Raw genomic sequence first — 25,961 nt, forward strand, 5'->3', positions numbered from 1 at the left:
TCTTACGCTGTTTGTACCATCTTCGTCTCTAACAACCTAAGAATGACTTCCATCCCTTCCTTATACTCATCAGAAAGAAACTTCTGTCCATTTAAGGTTTTGATTTTACTTTGCAATTCAAGGAAAAAACTTCTCGCATTGTCGGGGCTATCGAAATTAAATCTCGCATCAAAAATACGACTCATTAATGAAAATAACTCAATTTGCCGATCAAAAGGACAATAACAATCCACGGGATCAAAAGCATTTTGTTGAAGATAGCAGAAATCATATAACTCAGATTTTAAGTAAATTTCCATATCTTCCATGGGGATTCCTTCTTCCCCAACCACTTCCATGCGTTTGCCAATTTCGGATCCTTCACGAAGGAAGTAATTAGCTTTTTTTACTGCTTCTCCCCACCCTTGGACCTTATCTTCTAGTATCTCTCCAACTTGATCTAAGTATTTTGACCATGAGATCATAGGGTCAATTGAAGGATAACGTCTCGCATCAGCACGAGCCTTAGAAAGACCACAAAAGGCACCCACTACTGATAAAGTAGCCTGAGTTACAGGTTCTTCAAAATTTCCTCCCGCAGGAGATACAGCTCCACATATCGTTAGAGAACCTTCGGAACCATCTTTCATACGTACAGCACCACCGCGTTCGTAAAACGCGGCTATTCTCGATGCCAGGTAAGCTGGGAAAGCCTCTTCCCCAGGAATTTCTTCTAATCTTCCGGAAATTTCTCTTAAAGCTTGAGCCCATCGTGATGTTGAATCTGCTAGTAGAAGTACGTGCAGACCCATTTGCCTATAATATTCAGCTATAGTAATACCTAAATAGATAGAGGATTCCCTAGCAGCCACAGGCATTGAGGATGTATTACAAATAATGCATGTCCTATGCATTAAAGATTTTCCAGTATGTGGATCTGTAAGATGAGGAAACTCTTGTAATACCTCGACTACCTCACCAGCACGCTCTCCACAAGCACAGAGAATAACAATATCCACAGCAGCATATTTAGATAAATGGTGCTGCAGAACAGTTTTCCCTGCCCCGAAAGGACCAGGAGTACAGAATGTTCCCCCTTTCAATACAGGAATTTGGGTATCTAAAATCCTAACACCCACGTCCATAATTTCATGGCAAGGAACTTTATCTCCTTGAATAAAGGCTTGCTTAATCGGCCATTTCTGAACCATAGTAAAACTATATTCTTGGCCATCAGCATCTCGAGCTTTAGCAACTACGGTGTCAACACTATATTCACCTTCTGAGATTACCCAGGTAATCGTTACCTCTTTGAAACAAGAAAACGGTACCATAATTTTATGATCAAAGTACCCTTCTTTAACAAACCCTAGAGCATCTCCACGAACAAGAACATCTCCAACAACAGCTTTGGGAGTGTATGCCCACAATGTGTTCTTACAAAGAGCATTGACATATTCTCCTCTTTTTAAGAAAAAGCTACTCTCTGCCAATACCTGCAGACGATTTTGCAATCCGTCAAAAATCCCTTGTAATAATCCTGGCCCTAATTCTGCTTCTAGTAAGTGTCCAGAGAAAGTGACCAAAGCTCCTCGACAAACATCTTGCGTGTCTTCAAAGACTTGGATCTTAACCTCTTGACCGACAACCTCAATAACTTCAGCTTTTAGCCACGCATCATTAACATTAACGTAAGCAACTTCACCTTGGCGTACGTGCCCATCAAAACGTACACGCAATAAATTGCCATAGGCCTCTATAACATATCCCTGAGTCGTTTGTCCCGAAGTTGTTACCATGTGATTGCCTTTTCCATAGAATTAATAATGTTTTTGCCTTTCTCTAAATCTACCATGCTATTGCGAATAGCAAATAAATACGCAGTAACCCTTGCCAAAACTGCATTTGCATCAAAATATTTGTCTCGGTACATCTCTTCAATCTTATGAAATTCGTACAAAGATAATGTACGATTCAATGTATGAGGTAAACGTCCATAGTCTTGTAGCACATCACTCAAATCTGAGAATTCTTCGGGTAATTCATAATTAGGTGCATCTTTTTGCATCAACACTTGAAGCACGACAGGATTAGAACTATCTTCATCTCTTAATACATAAGAAACATCAAGCTTCATAACCCGAGAACGAAAGCCTGCTAAAATCACACGTAAGTTTTGCTTAAAAGTAAAATACGTACGAAGAAACTCAGAAGAGCTTTGTTGATAAAAAGATAGAAATTCCCTAACTAACGAGGAAAAGTTCTCCACACGTTCTTGAGAAGTCTTATATTGCAACAAGAAATCCTTGAAAAAATCCTCAAATTCACAATCATCAGACCATTGTTGGAGATTGACCATACTTTCAACATTCTCTTGTGTTACTACACCATAAGAATGAGGCAATGGCTTCCCTGACCAGAAAAATGCAAAATTTTCAAAATCGAAGAAACGTTTTAAGATAACATAATACCCTAGATCTTCTTCAGACAAGTTTAAATGTAGAAGAGCATCAAGATCATCAAAAGAATAAACAGGGTGAGACTCAGGAAGCTGAGGAAGAAAAAACGATGATAAAAAATAATATTGAGTCATGGCAATAACTCTAAAATTGGTTAGGATCCTATTTATGAGAAAAAACTAGGAACCCTGAAATATCATTTCACGAAAATCTTTTTGCAAATAACGCATCAAAAGATCAAGTAAGGTATCTGAACTAAGATCTAAAACCCAGTTCTTATCTTCCACTCTTAATTGAACACCACCGACAAACTTCCCGATTGCTACTCCTTTACCTTTAAGTTTCGCCAGAACGGTTTTCCCTAGGAATTCATTAACGGATCTTGTTGCCACGTGTTTACCGATATAGGCTGTAAGATCCCCGGAAATGCCTTTGTCTTCTATCGCCTGTATCAACGCTGCAACAAGTTTAGCGGAAACCTCGGGATCAGCTAAAGTATTGTCTAGCCACTCCGCTAAGGACTCTTTAAAAACTTTATTTTCTACAGCTTGTTTTAAACTTTCTAAGGAACGCTTACCTGCTTGTGCTAAAGCAGATTCTCCTTGTTTTAGTTTGTGATCGGCTTCTTCTTTAGCCGAAGCAATAATGCGACTGGCTTCTTCTTGAGCCTCGTCTATTATCCTTTTTGCCTGTTCCTTTGCATTACGCACAATAGCGTCTGCTTCATCTTCCGCAGGCTTTAAAGTTTCTATTCGTAGAGCATCGCAGATTTGCTTTAACTTATCTTCTGCACCGAGATCTGCCATATCATTGCTACCGTTAAGAAAACAGAGTTTATCTTAAAAAAAAATTCAATTATAATCCAACTAACCCAACAGATTATAGCATTTGATCATTTAAATAAAATTAAATAAAAGATTTCCATGAAACTTCACGCTCTTGTTTCTTTTCTGTTTACTAGTTTGTCTCTTACAATAAGCGCAAATCCTCAAACACAAAGTACAGCAAAACCTGCCCAGAGACGTCCCTCGAGCGTTTCTCAACGAAGAGCGTTGAAAAAATCACAATCTAGTATTTCTAATGCAACAGCTTCTCACTACGTTGCAAAAAGAGCGCATAAAAGTCGAAGAACAACACAACAAACGAAAGAAAAATCATCAATTTCTTGGGTTACCTACTCTACAGATGAGTATACTATTCGCATCCCGAATAACTGGCAGTGCATAAATGATAAAACACAACTGCCTGAAAAACTTGATGTCGTATTTATTGGCCAAGGGACAGGTTCGTTAACACCCACGATCAACATTTCTCAAGAAATTATATCTAAGAATCAACCTGAATACATTGAAGAGATACTTGCTTATCACAAAGCCAATGACATGACACTAGAATCTTCTGTATTCACTCATATTCAATCTCTTCATGGAGAATTCACAATTATCAAAACAGAAAAGAATTCTTCGTGGGGCAGGGTTTTCTGCCTTCAAGGCGTTGCTGTCATCAACCACAAGGCCTATATTTTTACAAGCACCGCTACCTTAGATGACTATCCTAATGTATCTTTGATTTTCTTAAAGACGGTGTCTTCCTTTAAGCTTTCAGAAAAAGAAGCTACTTCTGGGGATACTATCCTTAGAGAGGCTCTTAAAGCCTTACAAGAAGAAATAGAATAAAGTTCCAAAACTACTTAGACTAAAGATGCTTTTTCTTTATGTAAAACTTCCCTTTTAAGAGCATCAAAAATAAAACGAATAGCGATCTGTTTCCCTTCAAGAGTTAAATTAAACACCACGGGGAATCTAGAAAAGAGTAGCTGGAAGGGTATTTCCACAGCATGATCTTTGACGGATACAGAAACCGCAGCATTTCCTAGTATAGGAGAGGCCTCGTAAATCCTTAGACATAACGCAGCAAATTGACGAATAGAGTTACGCATTGCTGGGTCGAAAGTATATGTAGAAGAACAACAACTACAGGCTAAGACTTCCTCCAAGCTAAATACCGAAAAAGAAACTTCTCCTTCGCAACAGCAGGGACAGGAAAAAACAAGTAACGAGTTATGGTTCATCTTATCTTCTTTAATTTGCCTTACAGTATTGTTGAAACTTTAAGGCAGTTTTTCTTACACATCTTGTGCGGCTATTTGCTTAATAAATTCTGTAACAGCGGCTTCAAGAATCTGGGTATCACCAGAGAATATACGGATTCCCTCAGCGAGTTTCTCAGTAGCCATAGCATCTTCATTCATTAAGAAACGGAATATGCTTTCTGTTAATTCAACAGGCTGAACATCGAGTTTCTTAGCTTCCGCTGGATCTAACTTTCTTGCAACCGGAGACTGATCCTTCTTTAGTTCGTCTAACAATTTAGGAGAAACTGTTAATAAATCACATCCGGCCAAGGCTAATACTTGCTCTTTAGAACGGAAAGAAGCAGCCATAATTTGTGTAGTGATATCAAACTTCTTATAATATGTATAGATATTCGATACAGAAGCCACACCAGGATCCGCATCTATAGAGTACCCATCATCTCCGTAAGCAGCTATCCACCAATCATAAATACGCCCAACAAATGGCGAAATTAAAGTGGCTTTTGCTTTTGCAGCAGCGATAGCTTGAATTAAGTTAAAAATAAGGGTGACATTACAAGCAATACCTTGTTTCTCTAATAATTCTACTGCTTGTATACCCTCCCAAGTACCTGGGATTTTAACCAAAAGACGCTTTTTATCTCCTCCAGAGGCTGCGAACAACTCGCTTAAGAAAATAGCTCGTTGTACCATAGCTTCTGTATTGAACGAAAGACGAGCATCTATTTCTAAAGAAACTCTACCCGGAATGTATTTTAAAATTTCTAGACCAAAATTTACCTGTATCTTGTCTAAAACAAAAGTGAGGGTTTGAACGTCATCACCATTCTGTCGAATTCCCCAAGCAATAGCTTCTGTTAGCAATTCTTGATACTTGGGTTCTTGCGCAACTTTGAGAATAAGAGACGGATTCGTCGTTGCATCTTGAGACTCTGAAGACTTAACTAACTCTGGATCACCAGTGTCGCAAACAAGAACGCTCAAGAGTTTGAGTTGCTCGAATTGACTGGACATACACACCCTGTTATCACTATTCGTCTTTTGCTGAGACTACCAAAAAAAAATATTACTATCAAGGAGGTTATAGGTCTAACCTTAACCTCCTCTTTTGATCATTAAAGCCTAGCTAACAAGCGCATTCAGATTCGCTTACAAAGTCAAAGACAAGTTCCTCTTGTTCCTTTTCTAAGTACTGCTTAATACGCTTGTGTGTATCAAACCCTGTACCTCCAGGAATCATATGCCCCATAATGACATTCTCTTTGAATCCTAACAGGTAGTCAGTTTTACTACTACACGCAGCATCAGTTAATACCCGAGTCGTATCTTGGAAGGATGCGGCAGAAATAAAGGATTCTGTACCCAACGAAGCTTTGGTAATTCCCAATAATACTGGAACAGCTTGTGCTGGTTTTCCACCTTCCTCTTCTGTACGTTTATTCTCTTCGTAGAATTCTTTTTTATTTACTTCTTCTCCGAAGAGTAAAGTAGTATCACCTGGATCAGTAATGCGAACCTTCTGCAACATTTGACGAACAATGATTTCTACATGCTTATCATTGATGTCTACACCCTGTAAACGATAAACTTCTTGAACCTCATTGACTAAGTACTTTTGCAATTCGCGAACGCCACAAATTTCTAGGATTTCATGTGGAACAACCAAACCATCTGTTAGCTGCTGTCCCTTCATCACATGATCTCCACGTTGAACAATCAAGTGCTTGGTCAAAGGAATCAGATGTTCTTCTTCCATTCCTGTTATTTCGTCACGAACAACAAGAATACGTTTATTTTTCTGAATTCCTTTAAAGTCTACAACACCATCAATCTTTGCAATATCTGCAGCGTCTTCAGGCTTACGAGCTTCAACTAATTCAGCAACCCTAGGTAGACCTCCAGTAATATCCTTAGTCTTAATTGCCCCTCGAGGTAATCTTGCTAATAACATACCAGGGTCGACTTTTTGATTTTCTTCGACAGAAACAATCGCTCCAGAAGGAATAGCGTATGTTCCAACCAATTCCGTCAAACCGGGATCAGAATAAATAGCAATTTGAGGATGCAGTTCTCCACGATGCTGTTTAACAATAAGCTCGACTAAACCTGTGTTCTTATTAACTACTTTCTCTGTAGAAATACCCTCTACTAAGTCTTCGTATTTTACAAAACCAGGCTTATCACAGATAATTGGAATATTATGTAACTCGACCTCAGCAATTCTTTGGCCTGCAGTTACCTTCTCCCCATCACCTACTAAAATCTTAACACCGAGTTCTACCGGATAAGTCTCTAAACTTTCTATAGACTTGGTGCTTAGAAGTTTCTTGTACTCTTCTAAACTACGTCCTTCATCACGGACAACATGGATAGCACCTTTCTTATTCAAGACTAAGTGATTTCCATCTTGACCCACAACCACACGTAGATCCATGTATACTAGGATACCGTCACAATCTGTAACAATTTCTGGAGTTGAAGATGTAGCTGCGATACCTCCAAGGTGGAACGTTCTCATCGTTAGCTGTGTTCCAGGTTCACCAATGGATTGAGCAGCTATAATACCCACAGCTTCTCCTAAACCAATCAGACGACCATTAGCAAGGTTTAACCCATAACACTTAGCACAAACACCACGACGACTTTCACAAGTAAGTGTAGAGCGGATTTTAATACTTTCAATTCCAGCATCATCAATAAGTTCAGCCTGAGCAGATGTAATCACATCTCCATTCTTAGCTAGAAGCTTACTTTTATTACCGGGTTGATAGATATCTTCTGATACCGTACGACCATAAATACGATCTTTTAAAGGTAGAAGCTCTTCTGAACCCTGTCGAATTGCAGTAATTTCGATATGATTCAATGTTCCGCAATCTTTTTCCGTAATGATGACATCTTGAGCTACGTCAACAAGTCTTCGAGTTAAATATCCAGAGTCAGCTGTCTTCAATGCAGTATCAGCTAAACCTTTTCTAGCACCGTGAGAAGAAATGGAATACTCAAGAACGGTTAATCCTTCGCGGAAGTTCGAGGTAATCGGAGATTCGATAATCGCACCGTTTGGCTTAGCCATTAAACCTCGTAGAGCTCCTAACTGCTTCAACTGAGACTTATTACCTCGAGCTCCTGAATCTATCATCAAGAACAGAGGGTTGTGTTTACTTTTAGTTTGCTTACTAATTTCAACATAAAGAGCGTCTGACAAGAGTTCTGAAACCTCTGTCCAAATACTAATAGTTTTAGAATGACGTTCACCATCGGTGATAATACCATCATCATATTGTTTCTTAACAATGGCAACCTTGTCATAAGCTTCTTTAAGAATTTCACTTTTAATCTCAGGAATTTTTACATCTTTCAATCCCATAGAGATCGCAGCTTTCGTCGCTTGGATAAATCCTAAATCTTTAAGATCATCTAAGAAGCGTACAGTAGCCTCAAGCCCTACTTTTTTATAGCATTGTAAAATCAATTCACTGATACGCTTACTTGGCATGCTATAGTTTTGGAACCCTAACTCTTTAGGAACAATTCTATTAAACAGAACTCTTCCTGGAGTAGTTTCAATAACCTGACCATCGATGCGTACTTTAATTTTCTCGTGAATATGAATACCACGGCCTGTTTCATCGCGACGACCATTTGTATGCTCATCTAGGAATCCGCCAGAATACAATGCTCGCAAGACTTCCGTAACATCCCTAAAGATTTTGACTTTTCCTCCATGCTCTTCCGGGCAATATGTCGGGTCTGCCATCAGATAGTAAATACCTAAGGTCATATCCTTAGAAGGTGTAGCGACAGGCTTTCCAGAAGACGGCAAGAAGATGTTATCAGGAGCCATCATCAAAACTTTGGCTTCTAATTGTGCTTCTATAGACAGCGGCACGTGAACAGCCATTTGGTCTCCATCGAAGTCCGCGTTAAATGCTGCACAGACTAGGGGATGCACACGAATCGCTTTACCTTCGATTAATACAGGTTCAAACGCCTGTATCCCTAAACGGTGGAGTGTGGGGGCTCGGTTAAGCAATACTGGATGGCCTTTAATAATTTCTTCTAGAACATCCCAAACTTCAGGAGCTCCACGTTGAATCATTTTCTTAGCAGAACGAATAGTATAGACACTACCCTGATCTTTTAATCTTTTAATAATGAACGGTTCAAACAACTCAAGAGCCATTTCTTTAGGCAAACCGCATTGATTAAACTTCAATTCAGGACCTACGATAATGACAGAACGTCCAGAATAATCAACACGCTTACCTAAAAGATTTTGTCGGAAGCGTCCATTTTTCCCTTTTAGCATTTCAGAAAGGGATTTTAATGGACGATTCCCTGCTCCCATGACAGGGTGTCCATGACGACCGTTATCAAATAGAGCGTCCACGGCTTCCTGTAACATACGTTTTTCATTACGTACGATCACTTCAGGAGTTTTTAGCCTTAAAATAGCTTTTAAACGATTATTTCGGTTAATTACACGACGGTATAGATCATTTAAATCAGAAGTTGCAAACCTTCCACCATCTAATGGAACTAAAGGACGTAGATCGGGTGGAACGACAGGAACACTTTTTAAAACCATCCACTCAGCGTGATTCGAAGAAGAGACAAAACCTTCGATAATTTTTAATCGCTTAGCAAGTTTCATTCTGGCTTGCTGAGATTTGGTTTTTCGCAAACGATCCTTAAGCTCTTTTAATAGACTTTGAAGATCTTCTGATTTCAATAAATCATAGATAGCCTCTCCGCCCATTTTGGCTACGAAAGAATCTTTTCCCCACTTCTCAATGACTTCTCGATACTGAGCATCATTTAAAAGCTGCTTTTTATTTAAATCTGTCTTACCTGGATCGATAACTACATATTCTTCGTAATAAATAATCCTTTCAAGATCAGAAGCGGTCATTCCTAAGACGTTACCTATTCTTGATGGTGTAGTCTTAAAAAACCATATATGTACGATAGGCACAGCCAGCTCAATATGAGCCATACGTTCACGACGAACCTTAGAAAGAGTAACCTCTACTCCGCAGCGATCACAAACAATACCTTTATGCTTAATCTTCTTGTATTTACCACAACAGCATTCCCAATCCTTTGTGGGACCAAAAATCTTTTCGCAAAATAGTCCACCTTTTTCAGGTTTAAACGTACGGTAATTGATTGTTTCAGGCTTCTTGATTTCCCCACAAGACCACTTATCGCGAATAGTAATATCTGAGGCAATTCCAATTTCTAATTTATCAAATAGCCCCTCTTTAGATAGAGAGACATTGTCTCGAGAACCTTCTCCAAACATTATTGTTTTTCTCCAATAAGTGATTTTTTAAGCATCTACTACCATAGGACGAACATCAAGTCCTAGACCTTGCATTTCCTTAATTAAAACATTAAACGACTCTGGCGTTCCTGACTTCAGGAGGTTTTCTCCTTTAACAATGGATTCATAAATCCTTGTTCGACCAGTAACGTCATCCGATTTAACTGTAAGAATCTCTTGGAGCATATGAGCTACCCCATAAGCTTCTAAAGCCCAAACTTCCATCTCTCCGAATCTTTGACCTCCCATTTGAGCTTTACCTCCGAGAGGTTGCTGAGTGACCAAGGAGTAAGGACCAATGGATCTGGCGTGAATTTTATCTGCAATTAAGTGGCTTAGCTTCAACATGTAAATGTATCCGATTACCACAGTATTGTCGAATCTCTCTCCAGTCTTTCCATCATACAAGTAAGACTTACCATCTGCAGGCAAACCTTGTTCTATCATCATGTCCCAGATACGAGATTCTGGGAAACCTTCAAATACTGGAGTTTTTACATGAATACCGGCAGTTTTTGCAGCGTAACCAAGATGAGTTTCCAATACCTGACCTAAGTTCATCCTAGAAGGCACACCAAGGGGGTTTAAGATCATCTGTACAGTTTCGCCGTTAGCAAGGTATGGCATATCAGCTTCAGGAACAATCTTAGAAACAACTCCTTTGTTTCCGTGACGTCCAGCCATTTTATCTCCAACCTGCAGCTTTCTTTTTGAAGCAACATATACTTTAACCTGGCGGATCACACCGTGATCAAGATCAGCATCACCTTCACGAATATGTTCAACTTCTGTTTTATAATTGACTTCCAAACGTTGCAAGGATGTCTCGTAATCAGAAAGTAGTGATTTTAAAACATCATACATATCGCAAGGAGGCATAAGGAGATCGACCAAAGACTCTTGCTCAAGCAATTCGATTGTCTCTTGATCAAATACAGTACCTTCTTGAACCAGAATATCGGCAGTACGACGATGTATAATCGAAGCTGGAGCTTTTTCATTTAACAATAGAGCTCCTAATTTTTCACGATACTCTGTTTTTAATACTGAAATCTGATTCTTGTAACCTTTCTGTAGGTCTTTCAAATGAACAGCTTCTTCTACAAGCTCGTCATCACTCTTAGAAAGTCTATCTTTTCTACTGAAGACTTTCACGTCCATGACAACTCCCTCTGTTCCTGGAGGTACAGTCAAAGAAGCGTCTTTAACATCAGCAGCTTTCTCTCCGAAGATTGCTCGTAATAAACGTTCTTCAGGAGCTAATTCTGTTTCTGATTTCGGAGTAATTTTACCAACAAGAATGTCGCCAGGCTTTACTTCAGCTCCAATACGAATAATTCCATCTTCACCTAAGTTAGCCAAGACTTCTTCAGAAACGTTAGGAATGTCACGAGTAATCTCTTCTTTTCCTAATTTTGTGTCTCTAGCTGTTAATTCAAACTCTTCAATATAAATTGAGGTATAAGCGTCTTGCTTAATCAACTTTTCAGAAATGATAATCGCATCTTCGAAGTTATATCCATACCAAGGCATGAAGGCAACCAAGATGTTCTTTCCTAAAGCAAGTTCTCCCTTATCTGTAGCAGGACCATCAGCTATAACATCACCTTTGACTACAACATCTCCCACACTACATAAAGGCCGTTGATTAATGCAGGTACCAGAGTTTGATCTTAAGAACTTTTTAAGATCGTAAGTGCGTTTAAGTGTTGGGTTATGTTTAGCTGCAATAACTACTTTATAACCGTCAACATATTCTACGACTCCGTCTTCTTCAGCAACAACAATAGCACCGGAATCTTTAGCAGCACGTGCTTCTAAACCTGTTCCAACAATAGGAGCTTCAGTTTTCAATAAAGGAACAGCTTGACGTTGCATGTTTGATCCCATAAGAGCACGGTTAGCATCGTCATGCTCTAAAAATGGAATTAAACCTGTAACAATCGATACCAATTGCTTTGGAGAAACGTCCATATGCGTAACGGTACTTGTGTCTGCTTCAAAAGCCTCTCCACGATATCTTGCCCAGCATACAGGATCGACAAACATATTATATTCATCTAAATTCGCTGAAGCCTGAGCAATCACACATTCTTCTTCGACATCAGCAGTCATGTATTCGATTTCATCAGTAACTACCCCACCTCTAACGATACGATAAGGAGTTTCAATGAATCCGAATTCGTTAATTTTTGCAAAGGAAGATAGAGAAGTAATCAAACCAATGTTTGGTCCTTCTGGAGTCTCAATTGGACATATACGTCCGTAATGGCTCGCATGCACGTCACGAACTTCAAATCCAGCTCTTTCTCTATTCAAACCTCCAGGCCCCAAAGCTGACAAACGCCGCTTATGTGTTAATTCGGCCACAGGGTTCGTTTGATCCATGAATTGAGAAAGCTGAGAACGACCGAAAAAGTCCTTTAGAACGCTTGCGAGACCTTTTGCAGAGATAATTTTTCCTGGAATCAATGTATCAGAAGAGAAATCAAATAAATTCATTCTCTCTCGGATAATTTTTTCCATTCTAGCCAATCCGGAGCGGCATTGGTTTTGGATAAGTTCTCCTACAGAGCGTACACGACGGTTAGCTAAATGGTCGATATCATCAATCGAAGCTTTTTCATCACCCATTTTTAAACGGATAAGATACTTCAGAGCACCAATAACATCTTCTTTTCTTAAGGTCACTTGTGCTAAGGACTCTTCATCCATGGGGAACCCAAGTTTTCTATTTAATTTATAACGACCTACTCTTCCTAAGTTATAGCGTTTAGGATCAAAGAACAGACGCATAATTGTAGAACGAGCATTTGCCAAGGTCGTAGGCTCACCGGGGCGCAATCTTCTATAGAAATCCTTTAAAGCAGCTTCATAAGAGTCTGTTGGATCTTTGGCCAACATTTTGATGATAGGGTGATTTTCATCAGCCTCTACAGCTATTTTTAAAGTCGAGATATTAGCATCGAGCATACGTTTTAACATAGCTGTGCTAAGTTTTTCTCCAGCCTTTCCGTAAACCAAAGAAGAAGCTTCATCTAAAACATTATCAGCTAAGATTTTACCAACTAAGAAAGAAAAATCTTTTTCACTTTTTAAAGAATGTTCTTCTATTTGGAAAAACTCTTCAATAATATCAGCGTCAGATGAATACCCTAGGGCACGGATAAACGTTATAGCTAAAATCTTGCGGCGACGTTTCTTTCTATCAATATGGATATAAATTAAATCATTTATATCAAAAATAGCCTCTAGCCAACTACCTCGATAAGGAATAATTCTGAAAGAAAACAAAATATTTCCTTTAGAATGTTTTTCCTGTTCGAAATTAATCCCTGGAGAACGGTGTACTTGAGAAACAACAACCCTTTCAGCCCCGTTAATAATAAAGGTTCCTTTATCTGTCATAATGGGTATAGTGCCCATATAGACTTCTTCTTCCTTAATTCCTGTTTCATCAGTCAAACGGAAGCGAACTTTTAAAGTAACACTATAGGTGATCCCGCGACGGATACACTCGTCGGGAGAATATTTCGGCACACCTAAGTTATAAGATAGATACTCTAAAATGGTAGCTTCGTTATAAGATTTAATTGGAAAAATCTCTCTGAAAACCTCTTCTAAGCCGATATTATCGCGCTCTTCTGCAAGCTTACCAATCTGAAGAAATTGCTTATATGACTTAATTTGAATTTCAATAAGATTTGGAAGATCTAAGATATCTTCCTTTTTTTTGACGCTAACCCGCTCCGGGCATTTGAACATGCGAGCTCTCCTAAGACTATTGTGATGCCAAAAGACTTCCCTTAAACAAGCCTACGTATGCCGTATTAAGGGAGTACTACAATTGTATACATGATAAAAAAAGAAAAGAAAAATCTGTAAGATTTTTCTTTCCTATAAATTACAAGCCTTTAAAGGAAGCTTTTGCTCCAGCTTCTTGTAATTTCTTAACTGTATCCTCAGCATCAGACTTAGAAGTCTTTTCTTTAACAACTTTAGGCAAGCCTTCTGTCATTTCTTTAGCTTCTTTTAAAGCTAATCCTGTAACTTCTCGTACTACTTTTAAAACGCCTATTTTTTTATCTGCAGGAACTTCCTCTAAAGTCACTGCAAATTCTGTAGACTCAGCAGGAGCAGCTTCAGCACCAGCAGCACCAGCACCAGCAGCAACTGCCATCACAGGAGCAGCGGCAGTGACATCCCATTTTTCTTCTAATAATTTTTTTAAAGCGGACAGTTCTAATACTGTTAAACTGCTTAATGTCTCTACTAAAGTTTCCAAACTTTGTGTCGTCACTTTTGTCACCCTTACTTAATTTGAGAGTTTTAACATTCTTCTTAGTTTTTTTGCGTTTTCTGGTCGATGCAGGAAATAACACCAGAAAGAGCTGAGCCCATGATTCCAACGACCTGAGACATCGGAGCAGCTAATAGTCCAACAATTTGCTGTCTCAGTTCTTTCATTGAAGGCAATTTGGCAACAGCCTCTACTTCTTTACCTGACAAGTTAGCGCTATCAATTCGTCCGGCAAGAAAAACTAGTGAATCGTTATGTTGTTTATTAAAATCTAATACTTGTTTTGCTGCAGAAACAGCATCATCATAAGCAAAGACTACACCTAGGTGTCCGCTTGTATCCGAAGAATCTATATCAAAACCAGCGCTTTGTATAGCTTTGAAAAAAATTCTCTTTTTTAATACTTCAAATTCTGCAGAAACTCCGGAGAGTGAATTACGAAACTCTCTAGAGTGTGCTGCCGTAAATCCAAGATATCTCAATAAAATAAAACCTTGGGATGCGGAGATCTTCTCTTCTATCTCTTGAAGGAGTAATTTCTTTTCTTCTTTCATTTTCCCTCTTGAATTAAGACGCCATTAACTCTCTAGTATCGACAGAAATACCAGGCCCCATAGTAGAGGAAACTGTAAATGATACCAGATATTGCCCCTTCGCTGCAGGCGGCTTAGCTTTAATTAAAGCAGAGCATAGAGCTTCGATGTTTTCCTTAAGAAGGTGTCCATCAAATGACAGCTTACCTACACCAGCATTACATACCCCAGCGCGGTCTGCTTTAAATTCAATTTTCCCTTTACGCAACTCGGCAATAGTTTTAGTAACGTCAGTGGTTACTGTTCCAGCCTTAGGTGTAGGCATAAGGTTTCTTGGTCCTAGAACCTTTCCCAACTTCCCAACTTCACGCATCATATCTGGAGTAGCCACTGCGACATCAAAGTCAACCCAGCCGCCTTTAATTTTTTCAACGAGATCGTCACTACCTACAAAATCAGCTCCAGCGTCTAAAGCTTCCTTAGCTTTTTCTCCAGCAGCAAACACAAGAATTTTTAAAGTTTTTCCTGTACCGTTGGGCAAGGAAACAGACCCTCGAATTTGTTGATCGCTTTTCTTTGGATCTATGCCTAATTTAATAGATACATCGACAGTTTGATCAAAGCGCACTGTGGGGCATTGTTTTAAAATATCTATAGCTTCTTGCAGAGAATATGACTTTGAAAAATCATAGCTTTTTAAGATGCCTTGTATACGTTTTCCATGTTTTGTCATAATTATGCAGCCCTATTACAATTTACTCGACGTCTATACCCATACTTCGGGCAGTTCCTTCTACCATACGCTTTGCAGATTCAAGAAGAACGACGTCCATATCTTTCATTTTTTGTTCGGCAATAGCTGTAACTTGTGCTTGGGTCAATTTTCCAACTTTATTCCTGTTAGGAATTTTAGACCCAGATTCTAGATTTAATGCCTTTTTGATCAAAGAAGATACGGGAGGTTGTTTGGTTATGAAAGTGAAAGTTTTATCCGAATAAACAGTAATAACTACTGGCAACAGGTCTCCAGGACGATCTTGTGTTGCAGCATTAAACTCTTTACAAAAACCCATAATATTTACACCAGCAGCACCTAAAGCTGGTCCTATTGGAGGAGCTGGGTTGGCTTTACCACCAGGAATTTGTAGTTTAATTAACTTAATCACCTTTTTATTCGACATACTAAACCTTACTCTATCTTGACGTCCCTCTATGAATAAAGAGGAAGAAACGAAAAACTAAAATTATAAGAAGATGGAGAATAAGAATACACAGATTTTCTTACTCTTATTCACTTTCTTGTTCTAGGGTCACCTCTTCCACTTGCCAAAACTCTAAATCATCAACACGAGTTTCCCTTCCAAAGATGGATACCATGACACTAAGACGCCCTTTATCATGGAACACTTCAGAAACAACACCGATAAAGTTTACAAAAACACCATCATTAATTTTAACTCTGGAGCCAACATCGAACTTGTGTTTTTGCACAACACCAGCTTTTTTCTCTTCAATGTCTTTTAAAATATTTCTCACTTCATCTTCGGATAAAGCTAGAGGTACTCCCCCACCTAAAAATTCAACAACACCTGGATTATTTTTTACATATAACCAAGACTCGTCGGTCAAATGCATTTTAATTAACAGGTACCCCGGCCAGATGAACTTCTCAACGACTTTGTGCTCACCCTTCTTTACTTCCATCACGTTTTCTATAGGCAAGACAATTTCTTGTATAAAATCCGTCATTCCGGAAGATTCTTTAAAATCTTCTAAAGCTTTTTTTACTTTTTTCTCTTGAGCCGTAAAAACTTGAACGACATACCATTTAAACATGCAACTAACCAAACAAAAAGCTTGTTATACCACTTAACAATGTAAGTAGCTTACGAAACACCAAATCTACACAATATATAGAAAAGCCTAAGCCAAAAATACTAGCGATTACGATCTTAACGTATCGTTTTAGATCTCGTTTACTGACCCATTCAATTTTTTTAATTTCATCTAGAAAGCCAGCACCAGCTTGCTTTTTAGCTTTAGCGATTTTCTTAGAGAGTGTCTCTTGGTGATTGCGTTGTTTCATAAGCAAATTTCTAGATCAAAAATTAAGTCTATACGGGTGCGAAGGGAGTCGAACCCCCGACCGGCGGCTTTGGAGGCCACTGCTCTACCAGCTAAGCTACACACCCAAAAAAGCATGATTAAGATTTATCATCTTAATCATGCTTATAAAATCACCTGGTTTAGGCAATAATTTTTGAAATCGTTCCAGCACCGATTGTACGACCACCTTCACGAATAGCAAATCTCATACCTTCTTCTAGGGCTACAGGGCTAATCAATTGAACATCGAATTCAACGTTATCGCCTGGCATAACCATCTCTACACCCTCAGGAAGAGTTACAACACCTGTTACATCTGTTGTGCGGAAGAAGAACTGAGGTCTATATCCAGTGAAGAAAGGCTTATGACGTCCACCTTCTTCTTTTTGCAAGATGTAAACAGTACCTTTAAATTGTGTATGGGATTTTACGCTGTTAGGTTGGCAAATAACCATACCGCGCTCAACATCATTTTTCCCAATACCTCTAAGAAGTAGACCTACGTTTTCTCCTGCTTGACCTTCTGGAAGTTCTTTTCTGAACATTTCCACACCGGTAACAATTGTTTCGCGAGTATCTCTCAAACCAACAATTTGTACCTTATCACCAACCTTAACGACTCCTCTTTCGATACGGCCTGTTACTACTGTACCACGACCAGAAATAGAAAATACGTCTTCGATAGGCATTAAGAAAGGTTTATCAACTTCACGTTCTGGGGTAGGGATATTATCATCTACTGCTTGCATTAGCTCGCGAATCTTTTCAACATAGCTTGCATCGCCTTCTAAAGCTTTCAAAGCAGAACCGCGGATGATAGGGCAGCCTTTGTAACCTTTTTCTTCTAAAAGCTCGGATAATTCCATTTCGACCAAGTCTACAAGCTCGGCATCCTCTTGAGAAATCATATCGATTTTGTTAAGGAAAACAACAATGTAAGGAACCCCTACCTGTCTTGCCAACAGAATATGCTCCTTTGTTTGGGGCATAGCACCGTCAGTAGCGGAAACAACGAGAATTGCTCCGTCCATCTGAGCAGCACCTGTAATCATGTTTTTAACATAGTCAGCGTGACCAGGACAGTCTACGTGAGCATAGTGACGGTTAGGGGTTTCATATTCAACGTGAGAAGCGTTGATAGTAATTCCTCTAGCTTTTTCTTCAGGAGTATTGTCAATAGAACTGTAATCACAAAAATTAGCTAACCCCTCTGCTGACAGTGCGCGTGTGATTGCAGCTGTTAGCGTAGTTTTACCGTGGTCAACGTGTCCAATGGTCCCTATGTTGATATGGGGTTTAGTACGTTGAAAAGTTTCTTTTGACATTTCAGAATCCTCATTAAATTAGTTTTACTCCAACCATTACTTCTGCCCAGAATAGGAATTGAACCTACGACCGCTTGCTTACCATGCAAGTGCTCTACCACTGAGCTATCTGGGCCTATACTTCACGTTTCATAACGGCTCAGAGAATTGCCTAGTCTATGTCACTTATTTTAAAACATCAATAGAAAACAATTAACGATGCCTGTATACAACTCTAGCTTTCGTTAGGTCATAGGCTGACATTTCAACAGTGACTCGATCTCCAACAAGCAAACGAATATTGCTCATACGCATTTTACCGCATAAATGAGCAGTGACCGGCATGCCATTCTCTAGTAATATTTTGAAATGCATCCCGGGAAGGAGCTCTTGCACTCTACCCTCAAGCACGATAGTGTCTTCTTTTTTTGCCATGTATTAATTATCCTTAAACAAAATCCTCTCGGCCAAAGGCATCTCAATTAAAGACTGGCCAGACGGGCAGATTTGGTCTTTTTAAAGAATAGAGCTTATCCCTTTCCGCTCTATCCATAAATGCAGCAGCATTATATTCGGTATGTAGAAAAAGTCAAATCCCTTTCATAGATAGCCTAAATATCATAAAAAATTATTGATTGCTATAGGAATAAGTGGGAAAATTTACTACAACATTTACAATTAAAATCAATTTACTTTACAATGCGTCAGTTTAGTTATTTTTAATAAAATAGAATGATATCTTCTGTTACTTTTAGCACTCCTCATCCTAATGGTTTGGAGAGCATGGCAGCCATGCAAGATCACAGTGGATCCGATAGTGAATCTGTGAATACGAATATAGAGAACCCACAGCCACCTAATAGCGAACTTAGGGGAATAACTACATCTTCTCGCCCTCCCCTCTCTCTGATGAATATTCTCCCTTACCGACCAGCTCCAAGAACATGTATGGACCATGCTCGATCTGTAGGGGAAAAAATTAGTACGTTTTTAAGGGATAACTGGAAATATATTTTATTGTATATCCTTGCTTGGGCATTAATATTGGCCTGTCATCATACTATGGCAGTAACATTGACCATTTGGCTGGGTATAGGCTTAGGTGTTGGTGTTCTTTTTGGTATTTTTACCGCCAATGTTTTGGATAGGAAAAATAAGTATAAAAATACAAACAGCCTGTGGAATTTGATGAATTATGGGTTACAGCAGCTTGATCCCAATGGAACGCGCCAAATTCTTTTAGCAACAATCATTGCTTCTATTTCTTCGCTAATTTACGCTATTCCTGAAGCTGTTGGATTTACGATTGGTGCATGCATAGGCAACCAAATCAGTATTCTCATTTCCTACGGTCTCCGCTTAGGCGATGACGACAATTATGTCGCTGATCGGCAAGCTTTTGATAAAAAGGTGGCGCACATTCAGAAAGCGATTAATCAGTACCAATTAATTAAAAATCAAATGATCATTCAGAAGCAAATTTCTGAAATTGTCGCCCAACAAAATAATCCTCAAATGACCAATACGTTGCATACCCTGCAACTACAAATGAATATGCCATTACCATACGTATTTGATGCACCTAAAACACAATTTAGTGATCACCTACATTTTAGTGATCCTGATTATGTTATCGCTTCTGCGAATCAAAGAATTTTAGCTCTATCACAAACTCTAACCCATCTAAGACAAGAGCCTAATCGTGTTGTTGAGGAGTAGTTTTGAATCCCTCCGTATGTCCCCTACAACATGCTGGATGCTTGAAAAAACAGCACCGCATTTTACAAACTCTGTTTCCCGAAAAATTTCATAAAGACATGTTGTATAACACTCTTTTAGATTTCGGATCACAACCTAAACACTTTGACAAAAGTAAAATTTCAAGGGAGAACCTTGTATTGGGTTGTCAGAGTGATTTATATCTTTATGAAGTATATCAAGAAGGACGTTTATTCTTTTTTACGCATACGGAAGCTTTGATTTCTTCTGGAATAGCAGCATTATTTGCTGAAGTGTATTCTGGGGAAACTCCGGTGACCGTACTCACCTGTAAGCCAGTATTTTTTGATCAACTCAGCCAATACCTATCTTTCGGAAGAGTGAATGGAGGTGAGTCTTTGTATATGCGGATGAAACAAATTTCTGTGCAGTATCTCAAATCTTCAGATTAGAGATGGATATCACTTGCTTGTCAGAAGCTTATATGTTAATATCCGTTCTCTTAATCACGGGGCAGTAGCTCAGCGGTTAGAGCCACGGACTCATAACCCGTTGGTCACAGGTTCGAATCCTGTCTGCCCCAAGCTCTCTTTCCTATCAACAATCGTCTTTATTTCAACCTTTCTGAAATCTCATCATTAAGCAACAGAGTAGTAGCTTCATCATGGTATTTGACTTATGAAGGTACTGTCGCTCAGCTTCTAAAATGTAAAGAAACTGATTTTAAAGCCAATGAACAGCTTGGTATTTTCTAGAGGCTCGCAACAAACCTCATGGTATGACTTTAGGCGAGCTTCTAGGGAACGGGATAACCATGCGCTCATGCGCAGGCATTACAATAGGAATGATTGTAAATGACTCTTAGCAGAAGCCTACTTAGTTAAACTATTTTCCAGATTTAACCAAGCGACTTCAATAATCTTAGAGTCACTATCTACCCTCTGAAGGGCAAGCGGAAGCAATGTTAAAAATTTTAATTAAAAATAGTGCTTCTGAAAGAACTGCACTGCCGATTTGCCTTTAACTACGAGAAGGATTTTTAAGGCTTCTCCGACAATAAATGGCATAGCGCCTAGTTGGAAGCCCTTTACAACATCTATGGATTCCGTGAGCGACATCATATAAAAATAGTAGGCAAGCCAGAGAGATCCCATTACTAGTATTATCAGGGCTGCGATAGTAAGAATAGAAGCCAAGACGTATCCACTGGGAGATTTAAACCGACGATAAAGTGAGGAGATAAATAGAGCAGCGATAGGAAAAGCGTAAAGATATCCTGCTGTTGGACCGAAAAACGCGGTTAAGCCACATCCCGAACCATAAAATACTGGCAAAAACATCCCTGCAACAAGATAAGAGAGCACACTACCGACAGCCATCCTTGGAGAGTATGCAATACCTATACAGAAAATCCCTAATGTCTGAAAAGTAACGAGAATAGGGGTAAAGGGTAGGGGTAGGGCAATCTTCGCTAATAAGGCGAGGAAAAGCGATCCTTCCAATATTTTGACTATTGGACTGTTCAAAATTCTTAACAGATGAGACTTTGTAGCTAAGCTATAACCCATATTCTTCTCCTAATTCTAATCGATATGGTGGCGTAGTTATTTTGAAGCTTCCCTTCTCTCTTGTCAATTTTTCAATTCGCAAACACATAATTAATAAGAAAAGAAAAATTAACTAATTCAAATTATATTAATAATAAAAACGATGATATTTAATTATAATTTATATTAAAATGGCTTCGAATTATTTTAAAAATCAATCATAAAAAGTATTTTTAATAACTAAGAGACATTCTTAGGTGTCCTATTGAGTTTTCTTTGGGAGTAGTCTATATGTTATCTTTAAGTTCATCCTGTAATACACCAGGACTGCAGACAGCAGTTTCACAACAAAATCAAAATACTTTAGATCCTGGTCCACAAAAAATTATTAAATTATCCCGAAAGATCGAAGGCTTTTTAGAAAAGCACAAGCCTCCAGCAAGCACGTGCTATTTAGCTAATCCTACAAGCTCCTCACGTGTGCAAATACTTGACGAGGCATCTTGTAGTAGAGAAGTAACGGCGACACTTGGCCAACAAAACTACCCTCCTCAGGGACCACTTGTTAGAAGTAGTGCCGATAATTTTTATCTTGATGTAAAGGAATACTCTACAATCCACGGTACCGCTTGTACAGCGCTTTCTTTGTTAAAAACGGATGTACGTTCCGGTATAAAACGTCGCCTTCCAATAATACCGGGAGCAACAAAACAAAAAATGCAACGATTCTGCCCTACTTCAATAGAAGAGTCAGATAGACAAGCTGTTCGTGTCGAAAAAAGAACAAGAGACATGCTATTTATAGCACAGAAAGTTCGACAATATAATATTTTTGAAGATAGGTGTGGAGCAGTTTTAGACCTTTGGCATGTAGCTCCGACAGATACAAACCCTAAGGATGCTCAAAAAATTTGGATAAAAACCCCAGATGGCTATAAATCTCCATTTTGCTATGCGAAATGTTTGAATTACGCTAGAACAATTCGTTGTTATAGAACAACCGCCCCAAGTAGAGGAAGCTTTTTACTCGAAGAAAATCAAGGTAGCATTCTTGCTTCAAGTGTAGCGTATACTCTGGGAGCTATATTCAGACATAGCCGTTTCAAAAATATACTACTTGAAAAAGAGACTTTGAATAACGGCGAGGCAATCTACGTCGCTGATAGTGTATTAGTGCAAATAATTCTCCTGATTTCCTTGGTCGCAAGAAACGCACACCCCTATGCTAAAGATGTAAAACCCGAAGCTATCTTTTCAGAAGATGAGAAGAACGTCATAACCCTTGCATCAAATATCTTCCGAGAACAAGTCTTAGGGAAAATACCATCAAACAAAGATGAGGCAGAAGTTTCAGAAACCAAACCCCTGGAATTCTCTGTAGCAAGCAAAAACAGCGATCCATGGCGTCAATCAAAGTTAGATCAACTAAGTTCATCTAATGTTCAAGAAGACAACTTCGATGATTTTGCAGGAGAAGAAGGGGAAGCGATAACACCACATACAGCTGAAAGGCTACTCGCAATATCTTCGTCTATTCTTAATCCCTCCCCCTTAACAGATGCTCCACCATTAACTCCGACACCAGGCTCCTCCCCACAATACTTAACACCTTCCCCTCACGGTGAAGATGACTATACATTTGACATCAACTCCTCCCCTCTAACAGAAGCTCCACCATTAACTCCCGCGCCAGGCTTCTCTCCACAATACTTATACTCCCCCTTGGCAGATGCTCCACTATTAACTCCTGCACCAGGATTCTCTCCACAATACGTATCCACTCCTATCCATGACGATGAACATGACCGCACATCTGATATGAACTCCTCCTCCTTAACAGACGCTCCGCCATTAACTCCCGCACCAGGATTCCACCCACAACACGCATCCTCTCCTCTCCATGATGATGAAAATGACCGCTCATTTGACGTGAACTCTTCCCCCTTAACAGATGCTCCGCCGTTGACTCCGTCGCCAACTCCGCGCTCAAATATCTACCGATGGTATCCATAGTATTTATCGCCTTCCCTTTACACTGAAAACAGACTCACTCCCATTCCTAGACTACTGAATTCGATATGATTATAGCGCTGAGAAAAACTGCGGATTATCTATCAGAAAAATAGGGGTCAGATTTACTTAATGATCCTTTTCTCTAACTGCATATTAGCTGTTAACGGTGTTAGGGAAGGTGAAAAAAATCGTGACCCCTCACTCATTCAAAGGTGGCTAGAAAACAGAAACACCTGTCTGAAAAAACTGATTTGCTAATTTACAACCCGATATTTTAATCATAGACGAGTCGATGGGGACCGTCGTAGATATTCCCCCAAACTTCACTTGAACGATAATTTTTATCTAATGAGCCATAGACTAAGTAGTTCAAAGAAAAATGATTGTAAATCACAACTCCACGCAAAAGTAAAAAGATACTAATGATGTAGAGACTAAAACCTATGACGCCTGTGGTTATGGAACCAAGTAGCATACCGATTATACTACAAATGACACCGAAAATAACAAGCACAATAGAAAGTATCACGCATACTCTCTCAGCCAAAGGAAACTCATCCCATAGATTGATCGGTTCCTGATTTTGCAAACAGAAACCTGTAGGAATTACTGTCGCCATAACCATCATCTTCTTTAGATTTTGCAAAACACAGTCTATCTTAACTTTAAAAAAAAGACTATACGGCTTTTGTTTTTTACCGGCGTCGATTGTTGCTTACTAAACCCACCAAGACAATGATATTAGCGATAAACACAATCAAGCACATAAATAAGCTTATTGTCTGTGATACTGCTAGAACATCTCCGGTCTGCCATGCTAAAGAAGCATTGTGTAAATGATTAGAATACAATCCCGTATCATTTGCATCTGTTGTATTACTTCTTCCTAATGTGCTAGGGACCTGCATAACTATACTATTAAGGATCCCAACAACAGTAGATAAAAATATTCCATGAGCTACCCCAATGATTGCCTGCACAGCACCGATTCTGTTCCCATCTACAGAGCGCACAACGACTTGCGATTCCTGAGGAGCACCTGTCAATCTTTGTAAAATAGTAGTTTGGATACGTCCTCGCAATCCTCGGAAGCAATTTCTTAATAACTCCATAAAGATAACACTACCACTTAATGTAGATGCTACAACAAATATAGCTTGCAAAATCGGAAATGGATTGCCGTACCTTCTTACACAATTGAGATTATCCACAATGGTTACTAGAAAAATCAGAGGTGTTAATCCATGAGCAATAAGACGTAATGATCTATACGCATCGCGAACAGAACGACGATTGGTCAACAATAGAAGAAAGTATCGCAAGAGATTCAAAGTATAGCCAAAAATGATTACGTACGAAACATAAACATCAGGAGCGTATGTCACAGAAACGATGATGTACTCTTGCAGTAAACCACAAACTCTAAATATACAGAATATACTCGATAAAAGAATATCACTCCTGGATTGTGGAGTGAAATTAAACTCTACTTCTGAAGATGTTTCTCCCAATTGCAATAACTCGGATAATCTCTCAAAGGCCCCTTGACCATGACCTATTTCCACCAAAGAAATCTGATTGGAAGCAAGCGGCAACATACTTTCTGAGCTCGATTCACCAGAAGAAGAATGGTGTGCTAGACGTAACGCCCAAACATAGCTAGGACAACGCAAACTTGGCAAAAACAATCCCTCAGCTCCTGAAGAGTAAGCAAGAGTTGTAACGTTAGAACGTGCAAATCCTGCCGAGTCCAACAGAGTAGTCATATCTCCTGACACCCTAAAATGGGCTGCGTTACTTCCTGTAACATATGTCGTAGGGGCGATCCCAATTACCCTAACCCGATCACCATAAGGTACGTGACGCAATACCTCATTAACTATAGCCCCACCATCACCGTAAAATATAATTGTATGATGTCTATGCTGGTTGTCAGGATGAGAGAAAAAGTATTTCAAGGATTCAATCAATGCTTGACATAGGGGACTAGAACATGAAACAACAGGTCTTCGTAATAATCGAGAGCGTCCCCCCCCTCCTCCCCATCCAGAATTATACAACAGACGTACAGGCTCACCTCGGACCTCACTAAGGTACAAGGACTCGTGTTGAGCCTCTAGTAAAGTTTGGAAACTCCCATTAACGTAGGTAACACAAACCTCATGAGCTCTTGGTATCTCTGCATTCGGATCAAAAATACTCACAGCTTCAAAAACTTCTGGTTGTTCCATTACATCAGATCCACATCCTCCATGAATGAAACAATTTACGCGTTCAGAAGTCTGTTGAGACAATGATACATCATCACCAGCAGAAGGTGGGTGATAATCTCCTAAACTGATATTTTCTAAACTCGAATTGCCATCAAGATTGACAGTCACAATCATAAAAACATTCAACTACAATATAGCGTAATAGGTATTCATAAACTTACGTGCAGAGAAAAAAAATAGTCGTCTTCTCCAGCTTTCGTTTGTGCTGAGATTCGCACTTTATTCTGTAAATCAAACCTAGAAATGCGGCTATGTCTATGTCTTAGTCTTCTGTACACATAGAACCGCATTTTTAAGAGATAAT

At 39.2% G+C, this 25,961-nt stretch carries 22 protein-coding genes and 3 tRNA genes; 5 read left to right on the plus strand and 20 right to left on the minus strand.

Going from position 1 to position 25,961, the window contains the following annotated elements; translation table 11 throughout:
- Positions 1–2 precede the first annotated feature (2 nt).
- Genes G5O_RS08555 through G5O_RS08565 form a run of 3 tightly spaced genes read right to left on the minus strand, consistent with a single transcriptional unit; the run spans position 3 to position 3,244 of the window.
- Entirely contained in the window at positions 3–1,778 is a 1,776-nt protein-coding gene (locus G5O_RS08555; RefSeq protein ID WP_006343350.1) for a V-type ATP synthase subunit A, read from the minus strand.
- Entirely contained in the window at positions 1,772–2,572 is an 801-nt protein-coding gene (locus G5O_RS08560; RefSeq protein ID WP_006343351.1) for a DUF2764 family protein, read from the minus strand. Before G5O_RS08560 ends, G5O_RS08555 begins: the two co-directional genes overlap by 7 nt.
- 45 nt (positions 2,573–2,617) lie before the next feature.
- Positions 2,618–3,244 carry a V-type ATP synthase subunit E gene (locus tag G5O_RS08565; RefSeq protein ID WP_006343352.1) on the minus strand — a complete coding sequence of 209 codons (627 nt, stop codon included), beginning with the start codon at positions 3,242–3,244 and terminating at the stop codon, positions 2,618–2,620.
- 117 nt (positions 3,245–3,361) lie between these two features.
- Between G5O_RS08565 and G5O_RS08570 the strand changes: the two genes are divergently transcribed.
- Positions 3,362–4,114 (plus strand): hypothetical protein, encoded by a 753-nt coding sequence (locus G5O_RS08570; protein WP_006343353.1) that lies wholly within the window; start codon positions 3,362–3,364, stop codon positions 4,112–4,114.
- A 14-nt stretch (positions 4,115–4,128) separates the two neighbouring features.
- On the opposite strand, the gene G5O_RS08575 is transcribed toward G5O_RS08570, so the two are convergent.
- The 14 genes from G5O_RS08575 to infA all read right to left on the minus strand — a co-directional run bounded on the left by G5O_RS08575 (position 4,129) and on the right by infA (position 18,540).
- Entirely contained in the window at positions 4,129–4,509 is a 381-nt protein-coding gene (locus G5O_RS08575; protein ID WP_006343354.1) for a hypothetical protein, read from the minus strand.
- A 54-nt stretch (positions 4,510–4,563) separates the two neighbouring features.
- Positions 4,564–5,547, minus strand: coding sequence for a transaldolase (tal, locus tag G5O_RS08580; RefSeq protein WP_013462703.1), 984 nt, complete (start codon positions 5,545–5,547; stop codon positions 4,564–4,566).
- Between the two features lie 112 nt (positions 5,548–5,659).
- Entirely contained in the window at positions 5,660–9,841 is a 4,182-nt protein-coding gene (gene rpoC, locus G5O_RS08585) for a DNA-directed RNA polymerase subunit beta' (RefSeq protein WP_013747386.1), read from the minus strand.
- Between the two features lie 27 nt (positions 9,842–9,868).
- Positions 9,869–13,627, minus strand: coding sequence for a DNA-directed RNA polymerase subunit beta (gene rpoB / locus G5O_RS08590; protein WP_013747387.1), 3,759 nt, complete (start codon positions 13,625–13,627; stop codon positions 9,869–9,871).
- Positions 13,628–13,766: 139 nt separating this feature from the next.
- Complete coding sequence (gene rplL, locus G5O_RS08595) at positions 13,767–14,162, minus strand: 50S ribosomal protein L7/L12 (RefSeq protein WP_006343358.1); 396 nt, start codon at positions 14,160–14,162, stop codon at positions 13,767–13,769.
- A 41-nt stretch (positions 14,163–14,203) separates the two neighbouring features.
- Entirely contained in the window at positions 14,204–14,716 is a 513-nt protein-coding gene (gene rplJ / locus G5O_RS08600; RefSeq protein ID WP_006343359.1) for a 50S ribosomal protein L10, read from the minus strand.
- A gap of 13 nt (positions 14,717–14,729) precedes the next feature.
- Positions 14,730–15,428: a 50S ribosomal protein L1 gene (gene rplA / locus G5O_RS08605; RefSeq protein ID WP_006343360.1), complete on the minus strand. Its 699-nt coding sequence runs from the start codon at positions 15,426–15,428 to the stop codon at positions 14,730–14,732.
- A gap of 22 nt (positions 15,429–15,450) precedes the next feature.
- Complete coding sequence (gene rplK, locus G5O_RS08610) at positions 15,451–15,876, minus strand: 50S ribosomal protein L11 (RefSeq protein ID WP_006343361.1); 426 nt, start codon at positions 15,874–15,876, stop codon at positions 15,451–15,453.
- A gap of 106 nt (positions 15,877–15,982) precedes the next feature.
- Positions 15,983–16,531: a transcription termination/antitermination protein NusG gene (gene nusG, locus G5O_RS08615; RefSeq protein ID WP_006343362.1), complete on the minus strand. Its 549-nt coding sequence runs from the start codon at positions 16,529–16,531 to the stop codon at positions 15,983–15,985.
- A 4-nt stretch (positions 16,532–16,535) separates the two neighbouring features.
- Positions 16,536–16,781: a preprotein translocase subunit SecE gene (gene secE / locus G5O_RS08620; protein WP_006343363.1), complete on the minus strand. Its 246-nt coding sequence runs from the start codon at positions 16,779–16,781 to the stop codon at positions 16,536–16,538.
- Positions 16,782–16,814: 33 nt separating this feature from the next.
- Positions 16,815–16,887, minus strand: a tRNA-Trp gene (locus G5O_RS08625).
- A gap of 54 nt (positions 16,888–16,941) precedes the next feature.
- Positions 16,942–18,126, minus strand: a complete 1,185-nt coding sequence (gene tuf, locus G5O_RS08630) for an elongation factor Tu (protein ID WP_006343364.1) — start codon at positions 18,124–18,126, stop codon at positions 16,942–16,944.
- Between the two features lie 43 nt (positions 18,127–18,169).
- Positions 18,170–18,241, minus strand: a tRNA-Thr gene (locus G5O_RS08635).
- A 77-nt stretch (positions 18,242–18,318) separates the two neighbouring features.
- Positions 18,319–18,540 (minus strand): translation initiation factor IF-1, encoded by a 222-nt coding sequence (gene infA / locus G5O_RS08640; protein ID WP_006343365.1) that lies wholly within the window; start codon positions 18,538–18,540, stop codon positions 18,319–18,321.
- A gap of 297 nt (positions 18,541–18,837) precedes the next feature.
- Between infA and G5O_RS08645 the strand changes: the two genes are divergently transcribed.
- The 3 genes from G5O_RS08645 to G5O_RS08655 all read left to right on the plus strand — a co-directional run bounded on the left by G5O_RS08645 (position 18,838) and on the right by G5O_RS08655 (position 20,407).
- Complete coding sequence (locus G5O_RS08645) at positions 18,838–19,824, plus strand: membrane protein (RefSeq protein ID WP_006343366.1); 987 nt, start codon at positions 18,838–18,840, stop codon at positions 19,822–19,824.
- 2 nt (positions 19,825–19,826) lie between these two features.
- Entirely contained in the window at positions 19,827–20,276 is a 450-nt protein-coding gene (locus tag G5O_RS08650; RefSeq protein WP_006343367.1) for a SufE family protein, read from the plus strand.
- A gap of 58 nt (positions 20,277–20,334) precedes the next feature.
- A tRNA-Ile gene (locus G5O_RS08655) sits at positions 20,335–20,407 on the plus strand.
- 394 nt (positions 20,408–20,801) lie between these two features.
- On the opposite strand, the gene G5O_RS08660 is transcribed toward G5O_RS08655, so the two are convergent.
- Positions 20,802–21,392, minus strand: a complete 591-nt coding sequence (locus tag G5O_RS08660; protein ID WP_006343368.1) for a biotin transporter BioY — start codon at positions 21,390–21,392, stop codon at positions 20,802–20,804.
- 270 nt (positions 21,393–21,662) lie between these two features.
- Between G5O_RS08660 and G5O_RS08665 the strand changes: the two genes are divergently transcribed.
- Positions 21,663–23,384, plus strand: coding sequence for a hypothetical protein (locus G5O_RS08665; protein WP_006343369.1), 1,722 nt, complete (start codon positions 21,663–21,665; stop codon positions 23,382–23,384).
- A gap of 274 nt (positions 23,385–23,658) precedes the next feature.
- On the opposite strand, the gene G5O_RS08670 is transcribed toward G5O_RS08665, so the two are convergent.
- Entirely contained in the window at positions 23,659–24,003 is a 345-nt protein-coding gene (locus G5O_RS08670; RefSeq protein WP_006343370.1) for a hypothetical protein, read from the minus strand.
- Positions 24,004–24,079: 76 nt separating this feature from the next.
- Entirely contained in the window at positions 24,080–25,771 is a 1,692-nt protein-coding gene (locus G5O_RS08675) for a DUF687 domain-containing protein (RefSeq protein WP_006343371.1), read from the minus strand.
- Between the last annotated feature and the right edge of the window lie 190 nt (positions 25,772–25,961).

Origin of the sequence: Chlamydia psittaci 6BC (genome assembly GCF_000204255.1) — a bacterium.
GTDB classification, from domain to species: domain Bacteria; phylum Chlamydiota; class Chlamydiia; order Chlamydiales; family Chlamydiaceae; genus Chlamydia; species Chlamydia psittaci.